This is a genomic window from Polaribacter aestuariivivens (assembly GCF_005885675.1).
Taxonomy (GTDB): Bacteria; Bacteroidota; Bacteroidia; order Flavobacteriales; family Flavobacteriaceae; genus Polaribacter; species Polaribacter aestuariivivens.
Map to the genome: position 1 here is coordinate 38,235 of NZ_VANR01000005.1, position 13,458 is coordinate 51,692.

Here is a 13,458-nt window from a genome sequence, read left to right on the forward strand (position 1 = left end):
GTTTTATCTTTTTCTTTTGACAAGTTTTTCAAATTGCAAAAAACAAAAAGAAAAAATTGCAGCAAACTTAGTAACTATAAAAGCTGAAACTGATACCATTTCAAAATTTCCAAATTACCTAACTAAAGAATACGTTTTAGGATTGTTTGATTATATTAAAAATGATGATTTTGTTATGATTCCGAAAGAAATTTCTAACAAAAAAATTTATTTGCGAAAAGAGGTTTTAACAGCTTTTTTAGCAATGAAAAATGCAGCAGAAAAAGAAAATATCACTTTTACAGTTATTTCTGGAACTCGAAATTTTGAGCATCAAAAAAACATTTGGAATTATAAGTGGAATAAGAAATATAAAAAACTTCCTCCTCTGGAAAGAGCTAAAAGAATTTTAGAATTTAGTGGAATGCCATCCACTTCAAGACATCATTGGGGTACTGACATTGATATCAATAGTTTAAGTAATTCTTATTTTTCTTTCAGAAAAGGTTTAAAAGAATACAATTGGCTTTTAAAAAATGCTTCGAAATTCGGATTTTACCAAGTATATACATCAAAAGAAAAAGGAAGAACTGGTTATAATGAAGAAAAATGGCATTGGTCTTATGCTCCACTATCTAAAATCTACTTGGAATTTTACAATGAAAACATTTCCATAAAAGATATCACAAACTTTGAAGGGTTTGAATTTGCACAACAATTAAACATCATTGCTGATTATGTAAACGGAATAAATATGGACTTGTTAAAATAATCATTAAGACTTTACTAATCATCATCGATATTTTTTAAGATTTTCGTAAATTGCACACCTAAAATATAACATTTATTACGAATGGAACAAATTTCTCCTTACAAACCTAAACATAAAGTAAGAATTGTAACTGCAGCTTCACTTTTTGATGGGCATGATGCTGCTATAAATATAATGCGAAGAATTATTCAATCTACAGGTGTTGAAGTCATTCATTTAGGTCATGACAGATCCGTAGAAGAAGTAGTGAATTGTGCTATTCAAGAAGATGTAAATGCTATTGCAATGACTTCATATCAAGGAGGTCATATGGAATATTTCAAATACATGTTTGATTTATTACAAGAAAAAGGTGCTGGCCATATCAAAATTTTTGGTGGTGGTGGTGGTGTAATTCTTCCTGAAGAAATTAAAGAATTGATGGATTATGGAATTACCAGAATTTATTCTCCTGATGATGGACGTGAATTAGGTTTACAAGGAATGATTAATGATTTGGTACAACAATCTGACTTTGCTATTGGAGATTCTTTAAATGTTGACATCGAAAATTTATCAAATAAAGAAAGTGGAAGAATTGCGAGAGTAATTTCTTCTGCAGAAAATTTTCCAGAAGTTGCAAAAGAAACTTTAGATAAAATCCATACTAAAAATAAGAGTTCAAAAACTCCAGTTTTAGGAATTACTGGAACTGGTGGTGCAGGAAAATCATCTTTAGTAGATGAATTGGTAAGACGTTTTTTAATTGATTTTCCAGAAAAAACAATCGGATTAATTTCTGTGGATCCATCAAAAAGAAAAACGGGTGGTGCACTTTTGGGTGACAGAATTCGTATGAATGCCATCAATAACGAACGTGTGTATATGCGCTCTTTAGCTACACGTCAATCTAATTTAGCACTTTCTAAATATGTAAATGAAGCGATTGAAGTTTTAAAAGCCGCTGAATTTGATTTAATTATTTTAGAAACTTCTGGAATTGGACAATCAGACACCGAAATTATAGAACATTCTGATGCTTCTTTGTATGTAATGACCCCTGAATTTGGTGCTGCAACACAATTAGAAAAAATTGACATGTTAGATTTTGCTGATTTGGTTGCCATCAATAAATTTGATAAAAGAGGTGCTTTAGATGCTATACGTGATGTAAAAAAACAATACATGCGTAACAATAATTTATGGGACATTCCTCAAGAAGAGTTACCTGTATTTGGAACTATTGCCTCACAATTTAATGATCCTGGAATGAATACGTTGTACAAGCGTATTATGGATAAATTAGTGGAGAAAACTGGTGTTGATTTAAAATCGAAAATGGAAATTTCGGAAGCAATGTCTGAAAAGATTTTTGTAATTCCGCCTGCAAGAGTTCGTTATTTGTCTGAAATTGCAGAAAACAACAGAGCTTACGATAAAGATGTAAATGAACAAGTAGTTGTTGCTCAAAAATTATACGGAATTTATCAAACAATTTTATCTTTAGGTGAAAATGTCTGGTCGAGCGCAGTCGAGACCTCATTATTAACTAAAAGTGGTTTAGATGAAGATGAGATCCTGAAACAAACTCAAGATAACGAAAAAGAATTTATCAAATTACTTTTAGCACAATTCGAAAAAGTGAAATTGAACTTCAATCCTTTACATTGGGAAATCATTTTAAATTGGCAAGAGAAAGTTCAGAAATACAAAGACCCAATTTACACCTTTAAAGTTCGCGATAAAGAAATAAAAATTGAAACACACAGTGAATCGCTTTCGCATTCTCAAATCCCAAAGGTAGCTTTACCTAAATACCAAGCTTGGGGAGATATTTTACGTTGGAATTTACAAGAAAATGTTCCTGGAGAATTCCCTTTTGCTGCAGGCTTGTATCCTTTTAAAAGAACTGGTGAAGACCCAACAAGAATGTTTGCAGGTGAAGGTGGCCCAGAAAGAACCAACAGACGTTTTCATTATGTAAGTTTAGGAATGGATGCAAAACGTTTGTCTACTGCTTTTGATTCGGTTACTTTATATGGAAATGATCCTGGACACAGACCAGATATTTACGGTAAAATTGGTAATGCAGGCGTTTCTATCTGTTGTTTAGACGACGCTAAAAAATTATATTCTGGTTTTGATTTAAGTCATCATATGACATCTGTTTCTATGACGATTAATGGACCAGCACCAATGTTATTGGGTTTCTTTATGAATGCTGCTATTGATCAGAATTGTGAGAAATACATCAAAGAACATAATCTTGAAGCTGATGTTGAAGCAAAATTCAAAGAAATTTACGATGCAAAAGGATTAGAAAGACCAACATATCAAGGAAAATTACCAGAAGGAAACAATGGTTTAGGTTTGATGTTATTAGGATTAACTGGTGATTTGGTTTTACCCTCTGATGTTTATCAACAAATAAAAAAAGATACGTTAGCACAAGTTAGAGGAACTGTGCAAGCAGATATTTTAAAAGAAGATCAAGCACAAAATACGTGTATTTTTTCTACAGAATTTGCGTTACGATTGATGGGTGATGTGCAAGAATATTTTATTGAAAAACAAGTTCGTAATTTTTATTCAGTTTCTATTTCTGGTTATCACATTGCAGAAGCTGGTGCTAATCCAATTACACAATTGGCGCTGACATTATCTAACGGATTTACGTATGTAGAATATTATTTAAGTCGTGGAATGGATATTAATAAATTCGGACCAAACTTATCATTTTTCTTTTCTAATGGAATTGACCCAGAATATTCTGTAATTGGAAGAGTTGCGCGTAAAATTTGGGCAAAAGCGATGAAGCATAAATATGGTGCGAATGCAAGAGCACAAATGTTGAAGTATCATATACAAACTTCTGGTCGCTCTTTACACGCACAAGAAATCGACTTTAACGACATCAGAACTACGTTGCAAGCTTTATATGCGATAAACGATAATTGTAATTCTTTACATACAAATGCATATGATGAAGCCATTACTACACCAACTGAGGAGTCTGTAAGAAGAGCGATGGCTATTCAATTAATTATCAACAAAGAATTAGGATTGACAAAGAACGAAAATCCTATTCAAGGTGCATTTATCATTGAAGAACTAACAGATTTAGTAGAAGAAGCTGTATTGAAAGAGTTTGATAGAATCACAGAACGTGGAGGCGTTTTAGGTGCCATGGAAACCATGTATCAACGCTCTAAAATTCAAGAAGAAAGTCTGTATTATGAAACTTTGAAACACACAGGAGAATTTCCAATTATTGGTGTAAATACGTTTTTAAGTTCTAAAGGTTCGCCTACTGTACAACCTGCTGAAGTAATTCGCGCTACTGAAGAAGAAAAACAGTTCCAAATTCAGACCAAAGAATTACTGAACAAAGCAAACCCAAATAAAGTAGTGGAACAAATTGCCATTTTGCAAGATGCAGCCATAAATAATGAAAATTTATTTGACAAATTAATGGAAGCAACCAAAGTATGTTCTTTAGGGCAAATTACGGAAGCGTTGTTTGAAGTTGGTGGGCAATATCGTAGAAACATGTAACTCTGAATTTTACACAAAACTTTTTTAAATAAAAAAATCTGCAGTTACTGCAGATTTTTTTTATTGATATTTAAAATTCAATTATTCTTTATCTAAATTCTTAGTGATATTGAAGCCTATTAATAAAGAAGCACCAGCACAAAGAAAAACAGATGCTAAATAAAAAGTTTCGGTTTGTATATAATTGCTTGGTCTGTTTTGATAGCCTCCATTATAGCCGAAATTATAACTTAAAAGAGCTCCTAATAAAACCCCTACTCCAACTCCCATAGCCAACAAACCAAGGTTTAAAATCAGCACTTTCCAAAAAGGCGCTGCTTTTCTATTTTGTTCACCTTTCATAAAAATAGAAGCATCTGCTCCTTTTTCTATTAATGCTAAACGCTCTTTATTTCTAGTTGAAAAATACAAATAGAAAATACCAAATACTACTGCAAATAAAAATATAAATACTGTTCCTGGTCCCATAATTTAATGTTTTAAGTTTTAAAATGATTAATTTTATTGTGTTTGTAGCTTTGACGATTACTTTAAAAAAAAGGTTACAAAAAATAAAATTTATTTTTTTAAGAAATATTGTAACCTATTTTTAAAAAGTACAGTCAAAGAATAAAATGACTAACAACGACCAACTAATTATTAATAAAGTACTGAAAGGAAATACAAATGCCTTTTCAGAATTGATAAACACCTACAAAGATTTGGTGTTTTCGTTGGCTATAAAAATGACTAAAAATAGAGAAGAAGCAGAAGAAATAAGTCAAGACACATTTGTGAAAGCATATAAAAACTTGAGTAAATTTAAAGGAGATTCAAAATTTTCTACTTGGTTGTACAGAATTACGTATCATACTTGTTTAGATGCTCTTAAGAAAAACAAAAAACATACAAACAGTTTCGAATTGAATGAAATTACTCTTAATCTAATACAAACAACTGATAATGCTTTACAAACTTTAGAAAGAAAAGAGCGTACCAAAATAATGGATAAATGCTTGTTGCAATTACCTGAAGAAGAGCGCTCTATTTTATGGTTATTTTATTATAAAGAATTAAGTTTGAAAGAAATTATTGAAGTAACTTCATTATCGGAAGCAAACATAAAAGTAAAATTACACAGAGGTAGAAAAAAACTGTTAACTATTGTTAAAGATACTTTCGAACCTGAAACTATAGCACATTATGGGAGAAAATAAACACATAGACGAATTAGATGCTTTTACAAAAAAGTATGTAAAAGAAATTAAAATTGACAAAACACCTACAAATTTTACTTCATCAGTAATGGATAGCATCATTGCAGAAAAAAGCAGTAATGCCTTAAAAAGTTCAGCATTAATTTCAAAGAAAGCATGGTTTTTTATTGCAGCTTCATTAGTTACTGTTTTATTCATATCCTTTAAAAACAATAAAGAAAACGCAATTTCTTTCTCTAAATTTGATTTTTCTTTTTTAGAAAAATTTCAAGCTTTAAATTTATTTGAAAACATAAGCATTTCTAAAACAGTTTTTTACTCCGTATTTTTCTTTGGGTGCATGTTATTATGTCAACTTGTGTTCTTAAAAAAATATTTTGAAAAACAATTACATTAAAATTCTCTTGTAACGATAAGAGGTTTTGATTTGCTTTTAAAAGTGTTTATAGTAAAGTCTACTACCCCTAAAACTAAATCTTCTTCCGTAATTACATCTACCTTCCACTCGCCATTTATCAAGTTACTTTTATAACTGTAACCTCTATAACCATTATCTCTTCCACCAATAATTTCAAAACCAATTTTATCTAATGTAGTCCATTCTTTAGTTTCTGGATTGTACCACTTCCAAACATGATAAATCTTTTTCTTTAAATCTGTGGGAGCAAAAATCGAAGTAAAAACATATACTTTTTGATCAGATTTTCTATTAAAATTTATTTTATGATCTCTCCAAAAAACATACCAATCATCTACCTCATACGTCACTATATATTTGTCGTTTTTCTTTGCAATACTATGTGCTACCAAACCCTTATCTAAAGCTAATGGAACTGGAGGAATCAATCTAAAATAATAAAATGTATTAATTAATACATATATGGCTAAAATCATTCCTAACATTTTCCATTTTACAATTTCTGTTCTTGTTGATGGACTGCTTCTGTAAACCAAAATAATTAAAAGTAAAGTTGAAACTAAACTTAAAATTCCGGAAATTATAAAAATAGTGGTATTCATTTCCTTTAAAACAACAGGAACAAAAAAGCTCAAAAAAGTAAAATTCACGAAAAAATAAGCGCAAAACTGAAGGTATTTATTTGAAATTCTTTTTTTAAAAAATTCATTTGCAACTAACAAAAAAATAAGAATTAAAAAGAAAGAAGCCGTTTTAGAAATAGAAACACTTCTAGAAAAATAAATAACGTACGCACTCGACAATCCTCCTAAAAAAAACTGAATTGCCAATGGTAAATATTTTCCATAACGTTGTATGAATTTATGCTTCCATTTTTCACTATCTACCAAATTGTAAAAATAAATGCTTACTGTGAGCAATGTCATATAAGTACATAAAATAACATTGTCATAAAGCCTGTCAATTCTTCCTAAAGTGAGTGAATCCCAAGTAAAACCAGCAATAAAAAATAATAAAGGCGCATATTTTTTATGCTTTATCAAGAAAACTCCAAACTTACTTTTCTTATATTTTAGCAATTTATTATTCATAAACTCATATCGAATTGAGGATAAGAAATATACATAAATTTTATCAATACAATAATAAATATAAAATCAATTTTTCTTTTAAAAATAAAGCAATCATTTGTATTTTTAAGGTTAAAATTAAGAACAATCCTTTTTCAATTTATAAAAATGAAAATAATTATATCTCCTGCAAAATCCTTAGATTTCGAAAGTAAAGGACCCACAAGTTTGCATACACAGCCTCGTTTCTTAGAGGCTTCTGAAAAGTTGAATAAAAAACTTAAAACACTTTCTAAAAAGAAATTAGCAGATTTAATGTCAATTTCCAACGATTTGGCTTCTTTAAACTACGAAAGAAATCAAGAATGGGAAACTCCTTTTACTGAGAAAAATGCAAAACAAGCTATTTATGCTTTTACGGGTGCCGTTTTTCAAGGAATTGATGTAAATACATTAGATGAAAAAAAACTACCACTTTTACAAGAACGTTTAAGAATTTTGTCAGGTTTATATGGCTTGTTAAAACCTTTAGATTTAATTCAACCTTACAGATTAGAAATGGGCACAAAACTAAAAGTTGGTAGAAAAGAAAATTTATATAAATTTTGGGATGATACTTTGGCAAAATCTTTAAATGAAGAACTAGAAGAAGGTGAGTTATTAATTAACTTGGCAAGTACAGAGTATTTTAAGGCGCTACCAAAAAAAGTATTAAAAGTACCAATGATAACTCCTGTTTTTAAAGATTTTAAAAACGGACAATACAAAACTATAATGACGTACGCTAAAATGGCTCGTGGATTTATGGTACGTTACATTATAGAAAATAATGTAAAAACTTTAGATGAATTAAAAGGTTTTAATATTGAAGGTTATGGTTTTTCAGAGGAAATGTCGTCTGGAAATGAATTGGTTTTTATCCGTTAGATGAAAAAGAAAACTTTTTTAAAAGCTATTTTCTACTTTAGTATTTTCTGTATTTTAAGCATTTATTTATCAAATTATGTCATTGAGGAAAATGCGAAAGAAAAAGTATTTTCAGAAACCAAAAAAATTCCAAGTAATAAAGTTGGCTTAATTTTAGGAACTTCTAAACTCTTAAATGATGGTCGTATAAATTTATATTACAAATATAGATTAGATGCTGCTATAAAATTATACAATTCTGGTAAAATCAAATACATTGTAATTAGTGGAGATAATAGCACTAAAAATTACGATGAACCTACAGATTTTAAAAATGATTTGATAAAATCTGGAATTCCAGAAAATAAAATATATTTAGATTATGCAGGTTTTAGAACCTTAGATTCTGTTGTTCGAATAAAAGAAATTTTCGGACAAACCTCCATAACAATCATCTCTCAACAGTTTCATAACGAAAGAGCTATTTACTTAGCGGAACATTTTAACATTAAAGCTATTGGTTATAATGCCAAAACCATTTCTGGTAATTATGGTTTAAAAGTTAAGCTAAGAGAATATATAGCAAGAGTAAAGGTTTTTATTGATATTATATTTAATGTTCAGCCAAAATTTTTGGGTAAAAAGATAGTAATTGAATAAGGATTCAGCTTTTAGTAGCTTACTGTTGAATTGTGTTTAAAATTTATAATCGAAACATTTATTTAAATTAATGCATTCGAATAATAACGACCAGATCGAAAACTGCGACTGCAACTGCCAACTGAAGACTGCTTACTTAAAAATCAACAATCTACCATTCTAACTGTAACTGCCAAACCACCTTCCGAAGTTTCTTTGTAATTTTTATTCATGTCTTTTGCAGTTTCCCACATCGTATCAATTACTTTATCTAAAGGAACCTTTACATTTTTTGGATCGGTTTCTAAAGCCATTTCTGCAGCATTAATTGCTTTAATTGCACCCATTGCATTTCTTTCAATGCAAGGTATCTGAACTAAACCACCAATTGGATCGCAAGTCAACCCTAAATGATGTTCCATTGCAATTTCTGCTGCTACCAAACATTGTGCAGCTGTACCACCTAATAATTCTGTTAAAGCAGCTGCAGCCATTGCAGAAGATACACCTATTTCTGCCTGACAACCACCCATTGCAGCAGAAATTGTGGCGTTTTTCTTAAAAATACTGCCAATTTCACCAGCTGTTAATAAAAACTTTTTTACGTGTTCAAAACCTGCATCATGGTTTTCTATCACCAAATAATACATTAAAACTGCAGGAATTACTCCTGCACTTCCATTTGTTGGTGCTGTTACTACTCTTCCTAAAGAAGCATTTACCTCATTCACAGAAAGTGCAAAACAACTTACCCATTTTAAAATTTCTCGAAATTTTACTTCTGTGCTTCTTATAGAGGTTATCCATTCTTTTGGATTTGTATAGGTTGTGTCTTTTATCAGTTTTAAATGCGTGTCATAAGCACGTCTTTTCACATTTAAACCTCCTGGTAATTTCCCTTCTGTATGACAACCAATGTACATACATTCTAACATGGTTTCCCAGATTCTGTTTAATTCAAAATCAATTTCTTTTGCTTCTCTTAATTCTAATTCGTTTTTAAAAACAATGTCAGAAATCATTAAGTTATTTTTTTCACAATATTCTTCTAACTGAATGGCTTTATTTACTGGAAAAGGGAAATTTTTTTTATTAATTTCTATTTCTTCTTCCAAATTATCGTTTTCTTGAACAATAAATCCGCCACCAATAGAAAAATAAGTTTGTGTAGATATTTCTTCTCCCTTACAAAAACCTCTGAACGTCATTCCATTGGAATGAAAAGGCAAAAAATCACGATTAAAACGAATAGAATTTTCAGGAAAAGCAACTGTTTTTCCTCCTTTAAAAAGTATTTCCTTTTGTGTATTTATTCTCTCTACAATTATAAAAACGTCTTCAATAGGCACATATTCTGGATCTGCTTCACTTAAACCTAAAAGAATTGCCAAATCTGTGGCATGTCCCTTACCTGTTAAAGACAATGAGCCATATAAATCAACTTTTATTTCGTCAATTACATCAAACTTTTTATTTTGTTTTATTTTTTTTACCCAAGTCTCTGCAGCTCTCCAAGGACCTAGTGTGTGTGAACTTGATGGACCAACACCAATCTTTAACATATCAAAAACACTAATAAATTGTGACATTCTTAAAAATGATTAAAATATTTACTGTAAATGTAAAAAATCCAACTCAATGAGTTGGATTTTTTTATATAATTTAAAAAGAATTTATTTCTACATTCCGTAAACCGATTCTTTATCAAACTTTTTAACTAACATATAGTAAACTACTGCTCTGTATTTTTTTCTTTCAGACTTTCCAATTCTTTCCATAACCTCTTCAATTCCTTCATCTAACTCCTTACTATCAGCTAAACCTAATTTTTTAATTAAAAAATTATTTTTTACAGTCGCTAATTCTTTTGCATCAGAACCAGAAACAGTTTCTGCATCTGCTTTATAAATTGATGGACCAAGACCTTTAGTTACAGCAGCTAATAATTCTGTATTAGAACGCAAGTTTCTATCGTCCATAAACTTCTTGTACAATGCTACTTTTTCGTCGAATTTACTCATTTTTTTTAGTTTAATTAATTTATATAATGTTTTAATTCCCAAAGAACATTTCAAATATATGAAAATATTTTGCTATTTCAAATATTCTTCTGTTCAATGATTTAGACCACATTTATGTCAGAATGTCACAAAAAAAATCATTCTTTTTTAAAAAACTGACATTTTATTAAGAAAAAACAGTTGGCACACAGTTTGACTAATTGTAACTGTAAAATTGAAAAACGAATTAAAAATTATAAAATAAGTATTATGAGTAAAATAATTGGAATCGATTTAGGTACAACAAACTCTTGTGTTTCTGTAATGGAAGGAAATGAGCCAGTTGTAATACCTAACTCAGAAGGAAAAAGAACAACACCATCTATAGTTGCCTTTGTTGAAGGAGGTGAACGTAAAATTGGTGATCCTGCAAAAAGACAAGCTGTTACAAACCCAACAAAAACAGTTTCGTCTATAAAAAGATTTATGGGGAACAAGTTTTCTGAATCTACAAAAGAGGCTAAAAGAGTACCTTATAAAGTAGTTAAAGGAGATAATGATACACCAAGAGTAGATATTGATGGACGTTTGTATACGCCTCAAGAAATTTCTGCAATGGTACTACAGAAAATGAAAAAAACTGCTGAAGATTATTTAGGAGCAAATGTTTCTGAAGCTGTAATTACTGTTCCAGCATACTTTAATGATGCTCAAAGACAGGCTACAAAAGAAGCAGGTGAAATTGCTGGTTTAAATGTTAGAAGAATTATAAACGAGCCAACTGCAGCTGCATTAGCTTACGGTTTAGACAAATCTAATGACGATAAAAAAATTGTTGTTTTTGACTTTGGTGGTGGAACGCATGACGTTTCTATCTTAGAGTTAGGAGATGGAGTTTTTGAAGTATTGGCTACAGATGGAGATACGCATTTAGGTGGTGATGATGTTGATGAGAAAATTATCAATTGGTTAGCAGAAGAGTTTAAAGCAGATGAAAATATGGATTTAAGAGAAGATCCTATGGCTTTACAACGTTTAAAAGAAGCTGCTGAAAAAGCAAAAATTGAATTATCTTCTTCAACGTCTACCGAAATTAATTTACCATACGTAACTGCAACTTCAAGCGGACCAAAGCACTTGGTAAGAACTTTATCAAGATCAAAATTTGAACAGTTAATTGACGATTTAGTAAAAAGAACTATTGAGCCATGTGAAACTGCTTTAAAAAATGCAGAATTATCAAAATCTGATATAGATGAAATCGTATTAGTAGGTGGTTCTACAAGAATACCAGCTGTACAAGAAGCTGTTGAAAAATTCTTTGGTAAAGCACCAAGTAAAGGTGTAAATCCTGATGAAGTTGTTGCTTTAGGAGCTGCAATTCAGGGTGGAGTTTTATCTGGAGATGTAAAAGATGTATTATTATTAGATGTTACACCTTTATCTTTAGGTATTGAAACAATGGGAAATGTTTTCACAAAATTAATTGATGCAAACACGACCATTCCAACTAAAAAATCACAAGTATTTTCTACAGCAGTAGACAATCAACCTTCAGTAGACATTCATGTTTTACAAGGTGAAAGAGCGATGGCTGCAGACAATAATACAATTGGACGCTTTCAATTAACAGATATTCCTCCAGCACAAAGAGGTGTACCACAAATTGAAGTAACATTTGATATTGATGCTAATGGTATCATAAAAGTTTCTGCTGCAGATAAAGCTACTGGAAAATCTCAAGACATTCGTATAGAAGCTTCTTCTGGTTTATCTGAAGAAGAAATTGAAAAAATGAAAAGAGATGCAGAAGCAAATGCTGATGCTGATAAAGCTGCAAAAGAAACTGCTGAAAAAGTAAATGGAGCTGATTCTATGATTTTTCAAACAGAAAAGCAATTAAAAGAATTTGGTGACAAATTATCTGCAGATAAGAAAGAACCAATTGAAGCTGCTTTAGTAGAATTAAAAGCTGCACACGAATCTAAAGATTTAGCACAAATTGATACTGCAATGGAAAAGATTAACGAAGCTTGGAAAGCTGCTTCTGAAGAGATGTATGCTGCACAAGGTGGTGCTGAAGGAGCAAATGCTGGAGCAGAACAACAAGGTCAACCAGAATCTGACAACTCAGGTAGTGGTGATAATGTAGAAGATGTAGATTTCGAAGAAGTGAAATAATTTTCAAATATCTATTATAAATAAAAACGCAATCATTAACTTGGTTGCGTTTTTTAATTTCATTCACTTTCATTTGAAAACCTACAACCAAAACAATTTTTTTAAACATACTTTTTGTGAGTTTCAGCAAGTAAATGATTTTCATTTTCCAGAAAACACAAACTATAAAAGTAAATCTGAAAGTGCCTATTTTTATACAGATGAAGGAGTTTACAGAAAATCAAATCATTGGGGAAGAGTTGCCAACTGTAGATGGAAGTTAATAGCTGATAAAAATTACAAAAACCAAAATATTGCAATTGGATTTGCAAAATGGGCTGACTTCTACCCTATTAATTCCACTGAAAAATTATTTTATATTGAAGTAAATTTTGAAGAAAAAACTGCGAAACTTCAACCTAAAAAAAAGAAAAATACAAACCATTTATTTTCATTAGCTGAAACTCAGCAAAAGGTAAAGCAGATAACTCATTTATTTAAAGATGATAAATGGGCAAAGTATTTTGATACACAAATTGAAGAATTACGCTTTAATATTATTACTGATTTTATAGATTCAGATAAAACACTTCAGGAAATTAAGAAGGAATTTAGGTAAATTCATACAGACTTCTCGATACAAAATTCTTAAAAAAAGAATTTCACTCGAAGTGATAATTCTCAAGTAATAAAGAAAGAGTAAGCACATGCTGTCACTTCGAGTGATTTTGATTTTTCATCAAAATTCTATCGAGAAGTTAAAGCGAACCTAATTATTATAAAT

At 30.3% G+C, this 13,458-nt stretch carries 12 protein-coding genes; 8 read left to right on the plus strand and 4 right to left on the minus strand.

The genetic code is table 11. The features are described from left to right. Positions 1 to 16 precede the first annotated feature (16 nt). Both FDT66_RS09770 and FDT66_RS09775 read left to right on the plus strand, forming a co-directional pair. Positions 17 to 751 carry a M15 family metallopeptidase gene (locus tag FDT66_RS09770; RefSeq protein ID WP_246034834.1) on the plus strand — a complete coding sequence of 245 codons (735 nt, stop codon included), beginning with the start codon at positions 17 to 19 and terminating at the stop codon, positions 749 to 751. Between the two features lie 81 nt (positions 752 to 832). Then, positions 833 to 4,285: a methylmalonyl-CoA mutase family protein gene (locus tag FDT66_RS09775; protein WP_138536020.1), complete on the plus strand. Its 3,453-nt coding sequence runs from the start codon at positions 833 to 835 to the stop codon at positions 4,283 to 4,285. Positions 4,286 to 4,366: 81 nt separating this feature from the next. Here the strand turns inward: FDT66_RS09775 and FDT66_RS09780 are convergent, their stop codons facing one another. After that, positions 4,367 to 4,753: a DUF6249 domain-containing protein gene (locus FDT66_RS09780; protein WP_138536022.1), complete on the minus strand. Its 387-nt coding sequence runs from the start codon at positions 4,751 to 4,753 to the stop codon at positions 4,367 to 4,369. A 146-nt stretch (positions 4,754 to 4,899) separates the two neighbouring features. Here FDT66_RS09780 and FDT66_RS09785 point away from each other — a divergent pair, with 146 nt between their 5' ends. Together FDT66_RS09785 and FDT66_RS09790 are read left to right on the plus strand one after the other, a co-directional pair. Next, on the plus strand, positions 4,900 to 5,481 hold the full coding sequence (locus FDT66_RS09785) for an RNA polymerase sigma factor (RefSeq protein ID WP_138536024.1): 582 nt from the start codon (positions 4,900 to 4,902) through the stop codon (positions 5,479 to 5,481). Continuing rightward, positions 5,468 to 5,878 (plus strand): hypothetical protein, encoded by a 411-nt coding sequence (locus FDT66_RS09790; protein WP_138536026.1) that lies wholly within the window; start codon positions 5,468 to 5,470, stop codon positions 5,876 to 5,878. Before FDT66_RS09785 ends, FDT66_RS09790 begins: the two co-directional genes overlap by 14 nt. Here FDT66_RS09790 and FDT66_RS09795 read toward each other — a convergent pair. Next, positions 5,875 to 6,990, minus strand: a complete 1,116-nt coding sequence (locus tag FDT66_RS09795; RefSeq protein ID WP_138536028.1) for a DUF2914 domain-containing protein — start codon at positions 6,988 to 6,990, stop codon at positions 5,875 to 5,877. The genes FDT66_RS09790 and FDT66_RS09795 overlap by 4 nt on opposite strands. A gap of 147 nt (positions 6,991 to 7,137) precedes the next feature. Between FDT66_RS09795 and yaaA the strand changes: the two genes are divergently transcribed. Together yaaA and FDT66_RS09805 are read left to right on the plus strand one after the other, a co-directional pair. Next, on the plus strand, positions 7,138 to 7,896 hold the full coding sequence (yaaA, locus tag FDT66_RS09800) for a peroxide stress protein YaaA (protein ID WP_138536030.1): 759 nt from the start codon (positions 7,138 to 7,140) through the stop codon (positions 7,894 to 7,896). Further along, on the plus strand, positions 7,897 to 8,535 hold the full coding sequence (locus FDT66_RS09805) for a SanA/YdcF family protein (protein ID WP_138536032.1): 639 nt from the start codon (positions 7,897 to 7,899) through the stop codon (positions 8,533 to 8,535). 143 nt (positions 8,536 to 8,678) lie between these two features. Here the strand turns inward: FDT66_RS09805 and FDT66_RS09810 are convergent, their stop codons facing one another. Together FDT66_RS09810 and FDT66_RS09815 are read right to left on the minus strand one after the other, a co-directional pair. After that, positions 8,679 to 10,103 carry an L-serine ammonia-lyase gene (locus tag FDT66_RS09810; RefSeq protein ID WP_138536034.1) on the minus strand — a complete coding sequence of 475 codons (1,425 nt, stop codon included), beginning with the start codon at positions 10,101 to 10,103 and terminating at the stop codon, positions 8,679 to 8,681. A gap of 90 nt (positions 10,104 to 10,193) precedes the next feature. Next, positions 10,194 to 10,535: a DUF2853 family protein gene (locus FDT66_RS09815; RefSeq protein ID WP_138536036.1), complete on the minus strand. Its 342-nt coding sequence runs from the start codon at positions 10,533 to 10,535 to the stop codon at positions 10,194 to 10,196. 249 nt (positions 10,536 to 10,784) lie between these two features. Between FDT66_RS09815 and dnaK the strand changes: the two genes are divergently transcribed. Together dnaK and FDT66_RS09825 are read left to right on the plus strand one after the other, a co-directional pair. Beyond that, on the plus strand, positions 10,785 to 12,695 hold the full coding sequence (dnaK, locus tag FDT66_RS09820) for a molecular chaperone DnaK (RefSeq protein ID WP_138536038.1): 1,911 nt from the start codon (positions 10,785 to 10,787) through the stop codon (positions 12,693 to 12,695). 73 nt (positions 12,696 to 12,768) lie between these two features. Beyond that, entirely contained in the window at positions 12,769 to 13,293 is a 525-nt protein-coding gene (locus FDT66_RS09825) for a hypothetical protein (protein ID WP_138536040.1), read from the plus strand. The last annotated feature ends 165 nt before the right edge of the window (positions 13,294 to 13,458 follow it).